This is a genomic window from Marinoscillum pacificum, assembly GCF_024714495.1.
GTDB classification, from domain to species: Bacteria; Bacteroidota; Bacteroidia; order Cytophagales; family Cyclobacteriaceae; genus Marinoscillum; species Marinoscillum pacificum.
Window position 1 is genome coordinate 104,542 of record NZ_JAMZMJ010000015.1, and the last position, 16,533, is coordinate 121,074.

Below are 16,533 nucleotides of genomic sequence, written 5' to 3' on the forward strand. Positions count from 1 at the left end.
ATTAACCTAGATGTCACTATTTATTGCCATGGAAACCCTAATTTGAAGTAATAATTCGGGTAATGATTATGTGCTCCTTACCTCTAAAATACCCTCCAACACGGATTAAAAACGGAATAGTTTGATTTCATCTTTGTTGGATAACTGATGAATCTATGACAGAGAAAGTATTTTGCTGGTGTGATGTACTGAACAGGTGCGGATTGATGAGTATCTGTCATTGTCGCCAGCGTTAATAACATCTCCTGTTCGTTTGTATGATAGCCTGAAGCGCTTATGTCATTCCTATGTCCGGTTGAGTTCTTGAAGTAAATAAACCCTGTTTCCATTTCATCTGGAAATTCAATATAGTGGTACTCTAAATTTTTCGCACGTTTTCTTACGCCATCGTTTCATTCTAATCAAGTAACTTATATAAGGATAATATTCGACCAGTCAGTACCAATATTAACCGGATCACGGGTAGGATTTGAATAAATACTAATGGTGTGATGCTTGTATTCCTTTCCTGATTTAAACTACTCTACACAATAAACATCCGGGCAAGACATCTTTTTATAATTAGGTGTTGGATAATGCAATTCGAACTGTTTGGTATCAAAAACGGCAGAGGTTATAACATGAAAGGATTGATACGCACTGCATTGAGCTGGTCAGGACAGGTAAACTTCTTGAAAAGGATCAATTTTTTTAAACTATCCTCCACATATTCAGGAATGGCATCGATCAATAATAGAGGAGCCGAATCGAAATAGCTTACTTGAACAGAAAGTTTGAAACCTCACAAACACTATTTGATACGACTTTGATTAATGATGGAAAACATTGCAAATGTTTGAAATGGGAAAAATGTTTTTGGAATAATTTTAGCCGGTGTAATCCAAAGTAAACCCTATATTTACACGGCCATTGATGATTGCAAGCATGAAACAACATTCTCTTTTTTTCTTTCTATTTCTTTCTTCATTACTTTCTTTCTCTCAGAAAAAAGTAGTTGATTTCGAAAGTATTGGGAGTTCCATTAATTATAAAGGGGAATTATATTTTTCTGCGCATATTGAGGGTTACGGTTACGAATTGTGGAGAACCGATGGGACAGAAGACGGAACCGAGCTAGTTAAAGATATCTCCCCTGGACCAGGAAGTTCTAATCCAGACAGATTCTTTGTTGTGGATAATAATCTTTACTTCATGGCAAGTACTGGTTCTTTGGGTAGGGAACTCTGGGTGACAGATGGAAGTGCGACAGGTACTAGAAACCTTCTCGATCTTGCTAGTGGAACAAGAAATTTTCTCCTCAGTCAATGGTTAGTGTATAAGGAGAATCTTATTGTAGTTGGAGATAATAGAGCCTACTTAATCGATCTAAAAACACTAGAGGATGAATGCTTACTTAGTTATTGTTATTCTGGAATATCTGGTAAGTTATTTGTGAGAAATGAGGAGTTGTATCTGCACAATACCTATAATGGTTTCCTGGCGAAATTTATTGACGATACGCGTGAGTTTATTCCATTTAATTTTAACGGGTTTGATCAATTAAAAGTGTCTTACATTGATGAAAACGAAATTTATCTGTTCTCTGGTCGCGATTATGGCGGGGTTCAAAAAATGGGTAAATTTAGTTTTGATACTCAAACCTTTGACTCGTTAGCTAGTTGGACCACTGATACTTATGGAAGTATTGAAATTGGGGATCAACTTGCAACTGGTGGACTGCTGTATTTTTCTGTCAGAATTTATCCTGACTCAGGAGAGCCTACTGACGCATTGTGGGTAACTGATGGTACCACCAGTGGAACATTAGAAGTTAGAAGTACCTCATGGAGCCCTCATACATATGAATCTGAGTTGCTCAATTTTATCTCTTATAACAACAAACTGTATTATATATCCAATGAAGTGGATGGAAGTTCACTATGGGTGTCTGATGGAACGCCATCTGGAACTCATAAGGTTAATGACACATACATTGCTAAATATGGGCGAGATGGTGATAATGATATCAGAATGACTCTATGGAAAGATGAACTTTACTTTCAGACCAGTGGAAGATACCTGGCCATAATGAATATGGAGCACCCTGAAGAAATATATGTTTATCGTGATGACCTGGATGGCTTGCAGTTTATGTCATCAACTGATACTCATTTCTTCTTTAAAACCGAAGGTGATTTTTATAATGAATCCGTGTGGATTTCTGATCCTTCTGGCAAAATTGTTGTTCAGGAGCAGCTCAATTTTGGGGATGTGGATACTAATGGATGCAAAGAAATGTCCATTCAGATTGCTAATGTTGGAAGGGACGAATTATATATAGGTAATCTGGAGGTGTCAGGTGATTATTTTTACATAGAAAGTGATTTTTCTGGAATTATTCCTGTTTCTGGTTCTATGTCAGGGACGCTATCGTTCTTTCCCGCTCAAAGTGGTTATTTCAATGGAGCATTGCATGTTTTAAGTAGTGATCCTTCATCTATTGGAAGCAAAACAGTTTTAACAGGTTCAAGCACGATTTTGAGTAGTGACTCTCTGTCATGTTTTGATCAAATTTCACCTCTTCGTAAAACCCTGAACTTATCTTTGTCAGATTCCAGTTCCATTAAACTTTCTGTTCATCAAATTGATGAGAATAAACCCTCAGGCAGTGAAATTGGTAGATTGTCTTTTAATGGTTCAGATGAAGTGTCATATGCCTTTGTTCAAGGTGAGGGAGATGCCCATAATCATTTATTTCAAATTGAAAATGACCAATTATTAACGAATACGGTTTTTGATTATGAGCAACAGACAACCTACGGAATAAGGGTTCAAGCAAGTGATGGGATTGTAAGCGATACAGGTATTCTATTTATCAGTGTCGTAGATCTTTTTGAACAAATTACACCTTCCGAAGGATGTGAAGAGACTTTTAAAACTGGCGCAAGTCCGCTTAATGATGTAGCTATACTTGATAATGGACGAGTTGTGGCAGTAGGAGTTGGTGAAGTACTTCTTTCGGATGATAATGGGTACTCCTGGAGAAATTTGAATTTACCTCTCATTAGTTCTTATGACAAGCTGAAGTTCTTCGATGATATCGGTTATGCTATTGGCGCAAATGGGATCCTAAAAACCATGGATCAAGGCGAAAATTGGAAACTTTTATCCTTAGGAATGAATGAGACCAGGATATTGGGTGGTGATTTTGTGAATGATACGTTAGGTTATGTAATTGATCTCGAAAGTAAACTTCGCAGGACTCAGAATGGAGGTGACTCGTGGATTGCATTGAGCAAAATTCCTGTTGATGAAATTTCATCTCTCAAGTTTCAAAGTGATAGTATCGGTTACTTAGGTACCGAAATGGGTATCTTATACCAAACATCAGATGGTGGTATTAGCTGGAAGGAAATGTCAAGGGTTGGGGTAGAATCCGTCAACGGGATTACTGAAATTGAAGTTTTAGATGATGCTATTTACTATAATTCATATGGGGGCTCTTACATTTCCTCTAATGGTGGAGGTTCATGGAGCTTGCTGGTTAGTTCTGATTATTATAATGAAGTAACAGGGGTTCAAATGACTACTTCTACTGAAGGGTATATGTATCGCTCTGGGCAAGGTTTGTATAAGACAACTGATGCGGGTAAAAATTGGAGTTTGGCGTTTTCAGCTAGAGGAGAAATTGAGTCAATAGATATAAAGGATGGTTTAATCATTGGAGTTGGGAGGTCTGAAGATACCTATAGTAATAATTACCCATTTAAGATGATAATTAGGGGTGAAGATTCTTCTTTTGAATTGATATCCTATATCAATACCAGATACTTTAGCGGTTTTTCAGGACCTAATAAAGTGAATACCGATGGACCAATAATGATTGTATATGGTGAAGGTAGCATTGCATTATCCACAGATTATGGATTGACCTTCAAAGACGCTTCATTGAGTGCTCCTTATTTTAATGATGCTGTTTTCTATGATGAACTTAATGGACTTGCTACTACCTCATTGACTTCATTTAGAACTACTGATGGTGGTTTTAATTGGGAGGAAATGGTAGATGCTCCAGCAATGTCTAAGTTTTGTTATGTTTCCAAAGATGTAGTTCTTGGTCATATATTCGACCCAGAGGGAGATGGAGAGAATAGAATGTATCGTAGCGAGGATGCCGGAATTACCTGGGAAAGATACTTTCCTGAAGGCTTTGAAGAAGTTCCATATCCTGCAGAATGGAAATTTCTTACTCCTACTTTCGGTGTTCTACATGATAATTACCGTATTTACACCACTCAAGATGGTGGGGCTCACTGGCAATTAATTAATACTGGTAGTTCGTTTTCTAAAATAGACATAGTCAATGAACAACTAATTAATCTGGTAAGCTACGATGGTAGAATAACCAGAACTGTAGACGGAGGCCAAAACTGGTTTGATGTCCCTCGTAATGATGTTTCACTAGAATTGGATATGGTGTTTTTTACGGAGAATTGGGGGTTCGGTGTGGATCGCAGTTATGTTTATGAAACACTTGATGGTGGTACTAATTGGGAGGTAATTTCCAGCTCTCATTATGATGTTGATCACATTCACAAAGATTCCGAAGGGAATTTATATCTTACTGGTCGAGATGGCGCTTTTTTTACTTATAAACCTACTATTCCAATATTTGCATTTAATATATCAGGTGATCATAGAGTTATTCCTACTTATCCATACACTTATAGTGTGAATCTCGCAAGCACTAGAACATCTATAACTGGATGGACAATAGAAGGAGGTATTATCACAGGGTTTACTGAAAATGGCGTGATGGTGAAATGGGACTCTACTTCTTCTGTCCATCAAATTGCTGTTGACATGTCGGGATGTGGGGAATCCACCTCAATAGTAAAGATAATTCAGTTAACAAAAGAGCGTTCTCGGTCACAAATTGAAGAAGAAGAAGAAGAAGAAGAAGAAGAAGAAGAAGAAGAAGAAGAAACTCTTTTAAATTCTGATTTAAAGAATCTTTCAATTTATCCTAATCCCACATCAGACTATATTACAATTCCAGGAGAGCATAACTTTCTCAATGTGCAGATTATGTCAATAGATGGTAAACTCGTACAGTCTTTGGCATTCTATAAAGCTAAAGGAGAAATACAGATATCCGTTTCCAAATTACCCTCAGGAGTTTATATACTCAATGCATGGTCGGATACTGATCGATTTCATTCCAAATTTATCAAAGAGTGAGTTTAATTATTCTTTTATTAGTTTATTTGTACCAATAAGCTCTCCAAATTCATTTTTCAACATGACTATATAAAGTCCTTTGTTCAATGTTTTAATGTTCAATTGAACGGTTTTATTAGCTGAAGATTCAAACTTTCTAGAAGTGATAGTTCTCCCTAATAGGTCCTGAATAATTATTTCACCGATCGATTGGTTTACTTCTATATTCACATCATCTGCAGCTGGCGATGGGTAAATGGTAATTTTATCTGAAACTTGACTATTCAATACATTCGTTTCTACAATTTCAAATTCTTGCGAGTTTGAGAACTCTGAACCTTGGAAAGTACCGTCAATTGATTGTACTAACCACTTGTAGTTACCCATTTCCAGACTGTCAATTTTTAATTGTAAGTTAAGATTGGCATTACCCAATCCAACTACTTTTCTTATACCATTACTATGGCTTAAGGGAAATAGGATTGTATCCGAGTCATCCTTAATCAAAGCTACATTATAGGATAGTTGATCCACTGATGTTAGGTCATCGGATCCATTGTTCCAACTCAAAATTACACTATTACCTTTAGTTTGGTTGGTTAGAGAAGTAGGGGGTAACGGAGCAGCGTTGGAAATTCCCCAACCGTCGACTATTGTGTTCTCAAACAACACGATTCGTGGAGAAGTATAATTATATTCACCCAAATGAATGATATCAAGATCTCCATCATTATCTATATCACCCGTGACCACCTGTCCATGCTGAGTTTCAGATTCGAATAATCCAAACGTTTGCTCGAAATGATAATCTCCAATATTGTGATAGAGAACTGTACCATCATGTGATTGAGTTGGCGATAATTCAAAGTAGCCCATTGTTATCAAGTCAGTACTGCCATCATTGTAGAAATCCCCAAAAGCAATTGAGGCTTCATTCTGATTTGATTGCAATAGGTTAGTATTTGTTTTTTCAATAAATTCTCCCTGATTATTGGAGAGAATAATACTCTGTCCGTATTGATTTTCCTCATAATATGGCCCCATTAATACCGCATCAAGGTATGTGTCTTCATTCAATGGGGCGAAAATGATGGTTTTTTGAAAATTAGTGAGCCCAGAATTCATTGAGATGTACTCAAATGTTAGATTGTCCTTATTCATTAGATAACCCAGGTTATTTTGCGTGAGAGCAGTATTCAAAACCGGAAAGTCCAGGAATCCATCATTGTTAAGATCTGTAGGTGAGGTTAATAACTTAACTCCCTGCATGATCTCTTTAATACCTACAGAATTGTCTTGATTAAAGGAAAGGATAAATATGTTACGATTGTTTGATGCAAATTCAGAGGATGCACTAAAGATAAGCTGTCTTTTTTGATCATTATTTAAGTTTATCCAAAAGAGGTCATCGACATTTTCGAACCCTTCAAACAGAGAATCAAGTTGAATTTGTTCAAACCCATTGTCTCCATTATTTTGATAAACACTTATGGTTTTGTCCCAATAACTATCACTTACCATAAATATATCTAGCTGTCCGTCATTGTTATAATCAATCCATTCCAATTGACTCAACTCATTATTTTCGAAGAATATCCCAGATGGAATGAATTGGCCTTGAACATTTTTGTATAGTTCAACTTTATAATCTCTGGTTATCTCATCTCTATAATTAATCAAAAGATCAAGGAAGCTGTCATTGTTGTAGTCTCCAAGGTTAGCAGCTCTACCTTTAGCCTGAGAAAGTATAAACTTAGAGTTTTGGCTAAAATGCATAGGAAATGTTTCCGCTAGTACTGTATTACTGTATTCACTTTCCGAAGCACAGTTAACGGCTTTAACTCGGTATTCTATCAAAGTAGAAGCACCTTCAAATGTAGTGTCAGTATAAACTGTTTGATTGGCAGGGATCATCTTTAATACAAAGAACTGATCTTGATTAGGTGTTCTTTTCTCAATAACGTATTCCGTTTCATTGTCTGAAGTAGAATCCCATGATAATGAAATAATCTTATCTGATAGAGTTTCTGCACTTAAATTAATGGGTGATGATGGGTTTCTCCCTGTAATAGTAAACTCCTGAAAATCTGAAAATGAAGAAGCTTTTCCGGAATTATCTATCGCTTGTACTGCCCATTGATACGTCCCATCAGAAAGACAATTTACAGGAAGTGTTGTATGGCTTCCTACATTAGAGGTAAAGGTTTTAAATTGTTTACCAGTGCTTACATCAGCAGATGGGGCCAGGACATATTCGTCATCTTTTTTTATAGCTACGTTGTAATAGATGCCGTATTGTCCGCATTTGTCATCTGATGAAGAATTCCAGCTTAATTCATTTGCAAAGTTCCCTATCGAATGATTTGAAAGATTGTCAGGAACTGTAGGTGCTGAAGTTGTATTTCCTAAATCAGCCCAATCATTGATGCAAACTCTTATTCCTTGGGAGAAAGATTCTTTCTCATACTGGAAAAATATATCAGTGTCTCCGTCATTATCATAATCAGATAGTTTTAACTCACTGCGCCAATCATAGGCCTTTGATTCCAGGTCTGACTCTACAAATTCGTTTAGTCCACGTTGGAAGAATACCTTGGTAACATAGAGGATGGTAAAAGTGGGATTTTCTTTTGGAGGAGAGGATTCAAGAATCAAATCGGCCCAACCATCATTATCTAGATCATGCCAAATCGCTCGATTTGCGGATGGAAAGCTTTTGTAAAAACTGAAGTTAAAAGAGCCATCGTTAATATAGAGGTGGGTTTCTAAACTGTAACCTTCTGAGCCTACAGGAGGAAGTGTCAATAAATCCTTATCACCATCTTGGTCATAATCATAGAAGGTGAAGGTCTCGACATTTGAAAAATCAATATTTAGATTTAAATCAAGTGTAATGAAAGTATCACTAATTGAGTCATAACGATAAATGATTTGTTCGGATATGTCAGAATAATCTTGTCTGTAAATAGTAAAGATTTCGTCTATCCCATTATTATCCACATCCACCCATTCTTGCCACGAACTATTTTCTTCATTGAGGCTATAAGTCATTGGCCATCCAGAATGGCTATCTAGATAAGATACAATATTCGTATTAGCAGCATTGGTGAGTATTTCTGGGTATGTGTCATGATTAAAATCACCAAGTTCGAAATTATTTCCATAGGAGCCAATTACGTGTCCAGGCAATAGTTCCCATTCTTGATCATTCTTAGTGTAGATATTTAATGTGCTACCTCCATTCGCACCAATTATATCTAAGCTATTATCTTTTGTAAAATCAGAGGTTAATAGTCCATTTCTAAATTCTGTCAAATACGTGTCACCAGCAATATGGTCCGAATAAACACTACAAGAATTTGAGGAATTAAAAATAGCTTCTCCAATTGTGCCATGTCCAGCGTTATTGAAAGTAATGATTAACTCTTTTGCACCATCTTTATTAATATCAGCGATATCAAACGCGTATATATCATCAACATCTGTAACCTCTAAATTTACCTCAGTAAAATTAGATTTAACAGGTGATTGTGCTTCCAACTGATATATTGAGCAATAAAACAACACTGCATAAATTAAACTGATACTAAATGATTTGAGAAGTTTTTGAGTAGTACAAACTTCGAGTTGCTTTGATGAACGCATTTTTAGTTAATATTCTGGCTAAAATTTATATTCCATTAATGATTTGTAGGCCGAATTTAAGAATATATAAACAAACAATTGATCTTTCCGTGATACTAGTTAAATGGTGAGGTAATTTACTTTTCCAAAGGGATAAACATATCTCCGTTAGACTTGCCGACAATACAAAACATCCGCACAAGTTTCTTTTAGGAATAGTCATAGCGAACACCTATGTCCGTTTTGAAGCCATAGGAATTTACATAGACTCTTGCGTTGAAGTCATTCATGTTTGCTAATCTAGAGCAGTCTGTGTTAATTTTTACCTGAGCAAATCCAGTTGTTATAGTATTATTGAAAATAGGATTTTGATAATGTTTTGTCATTTTGGTTTGCTGCTAAATTAACTTATGGCCCTTGTTCTAAACATTAGACAGGATGAATCGGGAATAATGTGTCTTGCGGGGGAGCTATTGCGGTTTGTGATTTAGAATGAGAAAGAGTTCTTAGATAGTGGAAAGGACAGGTAACCCAGTAGAATTCGATACAATTGAGTTCAAGTGAAGACTCTCAGGCATATCTGTAACCATTACCTCCAAAATACCCTCCAACACGGATTAAAAGCGGAGTAGTTTGATTTCATCTTTGTTGGATAACTGATGAATCTATGACAGAGCAACATCCACTAACGCCAGAGGAGATAAAGAAACTACGAAATAGGCTGTTTCCTATAGCGGTTTTTTCGGTTTTTACGGCTGGGATCTTTGCTGCCATGTACCATTTTGTCCTGAGCAATATCGTTGACGGGTTTGATGACGAGCCTTTCGTAATGATCGTTTTTGGCTTCTTTATCATGATATTCGCTGGAGTGATTGCTTTTCAGGTTTGGGCCATTTATAAGGATATTACTAATGGTTATAAAGAGCGAATTGCCGGAGAGGTAACGGACAAACGAATGAATGTTCACACCTCTACAACTCATCGTTCATCGGGTCGTCGTTCAGGTACGTCGACCAAAACAACCAGGCATTATTATCTGTATATCAATGGTCAGGAACACAGTGTAGATTACAGGTATTACAGTCAAGCCAGAGTTGGTGATCATGTGGTAATGGACCGTGCGCCTAAGTCTAAGGTTGTGTTAAACTTTGAGTGCATAGAAGGTGAGACGGAAGATCAGCACGAAGAGATTGCTATTGATACCAAGTTCCTGATGAAGGAATTTCCGGATCAGCGACTTACAGAAAAGGATTTGAAAGTACTGAAGAAGAACTTTTATAAGGATTTACGAACTCGATTACTCTTTATGAGTCCCTTTCTGTTCATTCTCTATGGATTGTTGGTCAGTGAATTGATTGGCCTGGTGATCATCTTCTTCCCTTTGTTTATGGTGCCTATGTGGAATGGCTTTCGGGTGATGCGTAATCTTGGTTTTTGGATACGCAACAAACAATATGCTCACAAACACGCTGTGCCAGTACTGGTGACAGACAAGCAAACGCACACCTCCAATAGAACAGCCACCAAGCAAACGGTTTATACCTCTTCCGGGAATGTGGCAGTAGAAACCAGATTGTATGATCAATTGCAGGTAGGAGATAAGCTAATTATGTTTAAGCCTAAATATGGTAAGCAAATCCTGAGTGTGATGACAATGGATCAGGAGGAGTCTTATGTGTGAGTTTCTAAATATTAAAAATCACTGAACTTTGGTAGATCGATCGTGTCCTTTTTTAATTCTTCTATAGAACGAAGGTCTTGACAATTAGCTTTTGCGCTTCTAAATGGATGCAACTGTTTTACCCATTGATTAAAATCTAAAGAATCTTGAGATGTAAAGTCAATGGCCTTTCTCATTCTGTGAAATTTCAAGTGACCTTTTAAGGAATTATCAGAATAAATCAGCCAGTGAAGCGTGTCTTGTTCTAATGTTGCTGAATGAACGAAGCTGATTACTCCTTGAAATTCACCCTGAACAAATTGATTTGCAATTAGCGTATCATTCGTTATTGTATAATCTGTTTGGTTTAACAATCCGGGAATATGAACCTGCTCTGAGATATGAAGTTCTACATAACTCCCATGATATGAGCACATGCACCAGCTTCCCTCAAATTTGTTAGTTTCAGGATTCCGTGATTGCAATAGAAGGATTATTGATAACAAATACAGCTTGGTGTTAATCATTCCTAATCACCTCAAATTGCCCGGGAGATACTTTGATAGGATCCGGAAAACCTTTGCCCAGGACCTTCATTTGATCTTCATTCAGTCCATCTTCATTGTCAAATCCGCTATTCACCACTGCCTGAAATGATTCATATGAATCCCAAACCACGATATTGACAAAGTTGAAGGTATTCTCAGCGTTGATAGACTTGTAAAACGTGGAGCTAACAAAGCCGGGTTTAGACTTGAAGTAGTTGATGTAAATATCTCGCACCTTGATAGCCATTTCTTCATGACCTTCCGGTACTTCTATAGAGTTGATGACACTTATTGGTTTCATAGTAGCGTTTATAACCGAAAGTTCGCACAAAACTTTAATTCCAAGCGGATCCAACATGCTTTTTTGAAGGGTGTATAGTTCGTGTTGGGGTCTGTGATCCCCACTATTGGGTAAATAATTCTACGATTTTAAAGGTGATGGATCTATTAGATAGTATTGGTATTCGTATTTAAAGTTCAATTAATCAGTGAGTTACGTGATTTTTATTGGGTAGGTGACTAATTGGAACGGTTATCGTCTATGTTAAGTCAACCACAGTTTAAATACACACATCTCGAGCTTAGGCGAGGGACTAAATCTTACACACTATGAATGAGCTAATAATTAAAGGAAACTGGAACGAATTGAAAGGTAAGTTGAAGCAGAAATATGCTGACTTAACTGATGATGATTTGGTGTACTTAGAAGGCAAAGAAGAAGAACTTCTAGGAAAGCTTCAGCAAAAAACTGGACGCAGCAAAGAAGAGATTAAGGAAGAATTGATGTCTGAACTTGAAAAAATATAAGAGCCATGAAAACTTTATTAACAATCGGAGGGACATTTTTAGCCTGTATCATTTTATTCACACAGTGTAATAACCCTCAGCGAGCGCAAAACGAATGGGCTGAAGAAAGAGCAGAATTGAAAGCAGAGGTCAATGAGACGATTGACAACATTGATGCGAAAATTCAAGAGACAAAAAGCAAAATGGCCGATGCTTCTGATGACATGAAAAGAAAATGGGAAGCGTCAAAAGACAACCTGGAAAGAACCAAAGAGAACTTGGAAGACAGATTGGAAGAGATCGACGATTCTACAGAGTCAAACTGGGAAGAGTTTGAGGATACTGTAGAGGATGGATTAGACAATGCGAAAAGGGACTTGAAAGCATTCGGGGAAGAGTTTAAAGACTTCTTCAAAAACGAAGCATAGACTTTCAATACTTGTGACCACAACCACAAACAGCTTAAAAGCCACCTCATCGGGTGGCTTTTGTTATTTTTAATCCGTTTTAATAGTTGAAATGGAAGGTCGATCTTTATCATATCTGATGGTAATTGAATTAACAGAATCGACGAGGATACGATCGAAAAACTCGTGATTATGAGTTGTCAAATGGATGGTTTTTGCACTTGTAAAAACTAAGCTATCCACTTGATATTGGTAACTAATTGTATATGATCCTATGTATATTTCTGTCCCATTATGACTTTGAGACATTTCTTCATTTGCTTTTATAGAAACAATCGTTCCAACAGCTTCTCCCTGATAGGTCTCAAGCTTGTTTCGATAGATGATATCTGGAACAAATTTGAAAGCTATTAATGATCCAATAATTAAGAGAATAACAATTGTGCCTGTCAGGTTTTTCCATTCGAACAGGTGATACCAGGGAATTTTATTCGCCATGATCAATTATAGCTTTAGAACTCCAATATCATATGAATATGATCTATGCCATCTTCATCGTACACTTCACCAACTTCCTCGAAACCAAGTGAGTTGTAAAATTTCAGCGCATAGCATTGAGCGCCGATCTTGATAGGTTCATTTCCAAACAGTTCTTGACAAGCTTTAATGCCACGCTCCATTACCACTCTGCCCAATCCAGATCCACGAGTAGCAGGAGAGGTAACCACACGACCTATTGAGACTTCTTTGAAAGTAACACCAGCCGGAACGATCCGCACATAAGCAGCTAGTTGACTGTCCTGATGTAGTAGGAGGTGATAGCACGCTTGATCTTTATCATCCAGGTCCAGAAATACACAGTTTTGCTCCACCACAAATACTTCACTTCGCAACCTCAGCAGGTCATAAAGCTCGGTATTTGTCAGTTCTTCAAAAGTCTTGATATGATGGGAGTAGTTCATCGTTTGTAAAGTCAAATTTGGAACTGCTAGTTATTTATAGACTTGCCCAATTCCAAATCACGATTCCATCCATTTTGGGTTTTCCTTCTCGATCTCTTTCGTGATAGGGCAGTCAGCATCGTGTGCGCCAGGTAGGTAGCCAGTACTCATCAAGAATTCATTCACGATTTCACCACCAGTAAACTTGAAGGTCTTTTTGAAAAGCTTCATCCATTCCTGTAATGTGAGAGGGTGATGGTGATCTAGCCATTTTTCAAATGAACCAAACTCTTTCTGAAGTTCTTTGATTTTTTTGGCGTTGACGATTGCTGCATTTACTTTGAGCTTGTTACGAATGATTTGTGGATCGGAGAGGAGGCGTTCTCGATCCGTTTCACCATAAGCAGCCACTTTGTCGATCTGGAAGTTGTCATAAGCCATACGAAAGCCTTCTTCCTTCTTCAGAATAGTCTCCCAACTGAGCCCTGCTTGATTGATTTCCATGACAAGTCTGCCAAATAGTTCATCGTCATCATGGATGGGGAATCCGTAGTAGTTGTCGTGGTATTTCTGATGAAAAGATCGTCGGGGTTCTGGGATGTTAGGAATCGCTTTGCAATAGGACATAGTTGGTTGTAATTGGTTCGAAACAGTGTTTACGAATTAGGTGGAGTAAAGATACTATCTGTTTTAGAATTCGTGGAGCGACTTTTTTTATCGTTATTTCCCTCTCTTCTCAAGGGAGGGATTAAGGGAGGGTTCTTTTTTAAAGATCAAGTATTCCCTGAATTTCAAGGTCATGAGCTTTCACACCCTTTAGGGAAGGGGCAAATGAAAGTTGATTAAATGAGGTTAATTGTTACTAAATCTCAGACTCCTCCTAGAATCCATTTCAATGAAGGTTAATAAAGTCAATACAACCAGGATTGGGGGAGTGACGTTCTGGTTTCGTCATTGCTTTGTCGGCCACCCCTGAGTTACAGTTGTAAATAGCATTATATAAAAGGTCTTATAATAACACTAAGGGAATCTAATTCGCTATTTAATGGGATAGACTCCCTTATAATCCATTTTAATTATAGCCAAGACAGTCAATACAACTAGAATTCGTGGAGCGACTTTTTTACCGTTATTTCCCTCTCTTCTCAAGAGAGGGATTAAGAGAGGGTTCATTTTTAAAGATCAATTATTATCTGAATTTCTGGGTAATGAGCTTTCACACCCTTTAGTTTCGTAGTTATCGAGAGGGACAAATGAAAGCTGATTATATGATAATAATATTTACTAAACCTCAGACTCCCCTAGAATCCATTTCAATGACGGTTTAAGAAGTCAATACAACAAAGATTCGGGGAGTGACGTTTTTGTTTCGTCATTCCCTGAGTTACATGAGTAAGTAGCATTCTATTGAAGATCTTGATGTAACTCTAAGGGAATCTAATTAGCAAAATGACGTGATAGACTCTCCTATAATCCAATTTAATTGCGGTCAAGAAAGTCAATAAATCATGGATTCGGATAGTGACGCTTCCTTTTGGAAACTCCCCATTTGCATTCTACATTTGCCGCAAATGGGGTGCTTGCTGTGTTGGCAGGCTGAGATGATACCCAGGAGTTATGCTCCGCACCTGATCCGGATAATACCGGCGTAGGGATTTTGAAGGCTTTCGCAGTTCTGCTAAAGCCTGGTTCATCTCCTCATTTCATTGAAAACGAATAACCAATGATCGAGGAATTTTTCATGCAATTGACCTGGTTGCAAGGGCTGGGTACACTTTTCGGGATTGTGCAGGTAGTTCTAGCCCGACAAAACAACATTCACAATTACCTTTTCGGAATCGTATCTATTCTTATGAGCATTTGGGTGCTCTACCAAAGTGCATTGTACGCAGACATTTTGTTGCATCTCTATTACCTGATTATGAGTATTTACGGGTGGTTTTATTGGCAGTTTGGCCAACAAAAAGCAGAGACACCTATTTCCACTTCAGATAAGTCAGAACACCTGAAAGCACTTGGCATAGTCTTAGGTTGTTTTGCCCTGATGAGCTATTGGCTATCATTTCACACCGATTCCGATGTGCCAATTTGGGATGCGGTGGTTAGTGCTTTTGCCTGGGCTGGAATGTGGCTTATGGCTAAACGCAAATTGGAAAATTGGATTTACCTGAACATCAGCAACATCATTTCAATTCCATTGTTGGTTTACAAAGAGTTGTACATTTATGCAGGGATGACGGTGTTTTTGTTCATCATGGGCACATCAGGATATCTGAAATGGAGAAGCATCATGAGAAAAGAGGAAGGAGGAGTTTATGCGGCAGCTTAAGGATCAATTGACAGATGCTCCAGTGTTTAGCAAAGAGGTTTTGAATTGGATTGTCAACGAAAACCTATGGAATATCTGGGTTCCGAAACAGTTTGGTGGATTAGAATTATCGTTAAAAGATGGACTAAAGAAGCTGCAAATATTGGCTAGATTAGATGGTAGTTTGGGTTGGACGGTTACGTTGTGCAGTGGAGCTAATTTCTTCATTGGCAATCTGAAGCCTGTAGTAGCGAATGAGCTTTTTAAATCTCCAGCAATCTTCGGAGGAAGCGGAGGAATGTTTGGAACAGCTACCAAACAAGGAGATTCCTACAGGTTAAACGGAACCTGGCGTTATACAACTGGCGCACCTTACCTGACACACTTTACGCTGAATGCCCGGATTATTGAGAATGGCAAGGAGCAATTCAACGAGGATGGAACACCAAAATTTCTATCGTTTATGATTCCTGCCGACCATGTTAAGATCATTGAAGACTGGAATACGATGGGGTTAAAAGCTTCTGCCACGCATTCGTTTGAAGTGAATGATGTGATAGTCAATGAGCGTTACAGTTTTGTTTACAATGAGTTCCATCAACCGCAGGATATCTTCAAGATTCATTTTTCTGTTTTTGCTGATCTGACACTTTGGGTAAACTATGTAGGGATGGCAGAGCATTATCTGGAAGAGGCAATGAAAGTTGCTCAAAAAATGGATTACGAGCATTTGAACATAGTGATTGCTCATGCTAATGAAAAGATCAATGAACGAGCTACGGAAGTGATTTCCTTAATTGAAGAAGCTGGTCAATTTAGCGAAGAACTGATTTCTGACATTCATCAAGATGCAGCCAAATCAGTCAAACAATTGTCTGCTTCAATCATTGGCTTGCATCCGTTGCTCGGGGTAAAAGCCAGCAGAGAAGACCATATCCTCAATCAGATTTTCAGAGATTACTTTACAGGAACTCAGCATCATATTTTTACTAGTGGCAATGAAAATCATTGATTGATTAAGGGGTAGGCAAACAATAAGTCTTACCTATCTTTGAACCTT

General features: G+C 37.7%; 13 protein-coding genes. 6 read left to right on the forward strand and 7 right to left on the reverse strand.

Going from position 1 to position 16,533, the window contains the following annotated elements:
- The first annotated feature begins 924 nt into the window (after window positions 1–924).
- Window positions 925–5,220 (forward strand): ELWxxDGT repeat protein, encoded by a 4,296-nt coding sequence (locus NXS00_RS23355; RefSeq protein WP_258101706.1) that lies wholly within the window; start codon window positions 925–927, stop codon window positions 5,218–5,220.
- Between the two features lie 6 nt (window positions 5,221–5,226).
- Here NXS00_RS23355 and NXS00_RS23360 read toward each other — a convergent pair whose 3' ends face one another.
- Together NXS00_RS23360 and NXS00_RS23365 are read right to left on the reverse strand one after the other, a co-directional pair.
- Window positions 5,227–8,844, reverse strand: coding sequence for an FG-GAP-like repeat-containing protein (locus NXS00_RS23360; protein WP_258101707.1), 3,618 nt, complete (start codon window positions 8,842–8,844; stop codon window positions 5,227–5,229).
- 188 nt (window positions 8,845–9,032) lie between these two features.
- Window positions 9,033–9,209: a hypothetical protein gene (locus NXS00_RS23365; protein WP_258101708.1), complete on the reverse strand. Its 177-nt coding sequence runs from the start codon at window positions 9,207–9,209 to the stop codon at window positions 9,033–9,035.
- A gap of 281 nt (window positions 9,210–9,490) precedes the next feature.
- Between NXS00_RS23365 and NXS00_RS23370 the strand changes: the two genes are divergently transcribed.
- Window positions 9,491–10,504 (forward strand): hypothetical protein, encoded by a 1,014-nt coding sequence (locus tag NXS00_RS23370; RefSeq protein WP_258101709.1) that lies wholly within the window; start codon window positions 9,491–9,493, stop codon window positions 10,502–10,504.
- A gap of 11 nt (window positions 10,505–10,515) precedes the next feature.
- Here the strand turns inward: NXS00_RS23370 and NXS00_RS23375 are convergent, their stop codons facing one another.
- Window positions 10,516–10,920 (reverse strand): SRPBCC family protein, encoded by a 405-nt coding sequence (locus tag NXS00_RS23375; RefSeq protein ID WP_258101710.1) that lies wholly within the window; start codon window positions 10,918–10,920, stop codon window positions 10,516–10,518.
- Between the two features lie 82 nt (window positions 10,921–11,002).
- On the reverse strand, window positions 11,003–11,332 hold the full coding sequence (locus NXS00_RS23380) for an antibiotic biosynthesis monooxygenase family protein (protein ID WP_258101711.1): 330 nt from the start codon (window positions 11,330–11,332) through the stop codon (window positions 11,003–11,005).
- 308 nt (window positions 11,333–11,640) lie between these two features.
- Between NXS00_RS23380 and NXS00_RS23385 the strand changes: the two genes are divergently transcribed.
- Window positions 11,641–11,838 (forward strand): CsbD family protein, encoded by a 198-nt coding sequence (locus NXS00_RS23385; RefSeq protein WP_258101712.1) that lies wholly within the window; start codon window positions 11,641–11,643, stop codon window positions 11,836–11,838.
- 5 nt (window positions 11,839–11,843) lie between these two features.
- A complete protein-coding gene (locus tag NXS00_RS23390; RefSeq protein ID WP_258101713.1) occupies window positions 11,844–12,245 on the forward strand; it encodes a sll1863 family stress response protein in 402 nt (133 codons plus the stop codon).
- A gap of 69 nt (window positions 12,246–12,314) precedes the next feature.
- Here the strand turns inward: NXS00_RS23390 and NXS00_RS23395 are convergent, their stop codons facing one another.
- From NXS00_RS23395 to NXS00_RS23405, 3 genes are read right to left on the reverse strand one after another with little or no spacing between them, the layout of a single operon-like run.
- Window positions 12,315–12,722: a hypothetical protein gene (locus tag NXS00_RS23395; protein ID WP_258101714.1), complete on the reverse strand. Its 408-nt coding sequence runs from the start codon at window positions 12,720–12,722 to the stop codon at window positions 12,315–12,317.
- 14 nt (window positions 12,723–12,736) lie between these two features.
- On the reverse strand, window positions 12,737–13,186 hold the full coding sequence (locus tag NXS00_RS23400; protein ID WP_258101715.1) for a GNAT family N-acetyltransferase: 450 nt from the start codon (window positions 13,184–13,186) through the stop codon (window positions 12,737–12,739).
- Window positions 13,187–13,243: 57 nt separating this feature from the next.
- Window positions 13,244–13,792, reverse strand: coding sequence for a DNA-3-methyladenine glycosylase I (locus tag NXS00_RS23405; protein ID WP_258101716.1), 549 nt, complete (start codon window positions 13,790–13,792; stop codon window positions 13,244–13,246).
- A gap of 1,096 nt (window positions 13,793–14,888) precedes the next feature.
- On the opposite strand from NXS00_RS23405, the gene pnuC reads away from it, so the two are divergent.
- A complete protein-coding gene (gene pnuC, locus NXS00_RS23410; RefSeq protein ID WP_258101717.1) occupies window positions 14,889–15,494 on the forward strand; it encodes a nicotinamide riboside transporter PnuC in 606 nt (201 codons plus the stop codon).
- The gene (locus NXS00_RS23415; protein WP_258101718.1) at window positions 15,481–16,485 is read left to right on the forward strand and encodes an acyl-CoA dehydrogenase family protein; all 1,005 of its coding nucleotides are present in this window, start codon (window positions 15,481–15,483) and stop codon (window positions 16,483–16,485) included. Before pnuC ends, NXS00_RS23415 begins: the two co-directional genes overlap by 14 nt.
- The last annotated feature ends 48 nt before the right edge of the window (window positions 16,486–16,533 follow it).

Excerpts from the sequence above, each read along its gene's own strand:
- NXS00_RS23395 (WP_258101714.1), bottom strand. The coding sequence starts at position 12,722 with ATGGCGAATAAAATTCCCTGGTATCACCTGTTCGAATGGAAAAACCTG.
- NXS00_RS23380 (WP_258101711.1), bottom strand. The coding sequence starts at position 11,332 with ATGAAACCAATAAGTGTCATCAACTCTATAGAAGTACCGGAAGGTCAT.
- NXS00_RS23400 (WP_258101715.1), bottom strand. The coding sequence starts at position 13,186 with ATGAACTACTCCCATCATATCAAGACTTTTGAAGAACTGACAAATACC.
- NXS00_RS23355 (WP_258101706.1), top strand. The coding sequence starts at position 925 with ATGAAACAACATTCTCTTTTTTTCTTTCTATTTCTTTCTTCATTACTT.
- NXS00_RS23415 (WP_258101718.1), top strand. The coding sequence starts at position 15,481 with ATGCGGCAGCTTAAGGATCAATTGACAGATGCTCCAGTGTTTAGCAAA.
- pnuC (WP_258101717.1), top strand. The coding sequence starts at position 14,889 with ATGATCGAGGAATTTTTCATGCAATTGACCTGGTTGCAAGGGCTGGGT.
- NXS00_RS23360 (WP_258101707.1), bottom strand. The coding sequence starts at position 8,844 with ATGCGTTCATCAAAGCAACTCGAAGTTTGTACTACTCAAAAACTTCTC.
- NXS00_RS23385 (WP_258101712.1), top strand. The coding sequence starts at position 11,641 with ATGAATGAGCTAATAATTAAAGGAAACTGGAACGAATTGAAAGGTAAG.
- NXS00_RS23405 (WP_258101716.1), bottom strand. The coding sequence starts at position 13,792 with ATGTCCTATTGCAAAGCGATTCCTAACATCCCAGAACCCCGACGATCT.
- NXS00_RS23365 (WP_258101708.1), bottom strand. The coding sequence starts at position 9,209 with ATGACAAAACATTATCAAAATCCTATTTTCAATAATACTATAACAACT.
- NXS00_RS23370 (WP_258101709.1), top strand. The coding sequence starts at position 9,491 with ATGACAGAGCAACATCCACTAACGCCAGAGGAGATAAAGAAACTACGA.
- NXS00_RS23375 (WP_258101710.1), bottom strand. The coding sequence starts at position 10,920 with ATGTGCTCATATCATGGGAGTTATGTAGAACTTCATATCTCAGAGCAG.
- NXS00_RS23390 (WP_258101713.1), top strand. The coding sequence starts at position 11,844 with ATGAAAACTTTATTAACAATCGGAGGGACATTTTTAGCCTGTATCATT.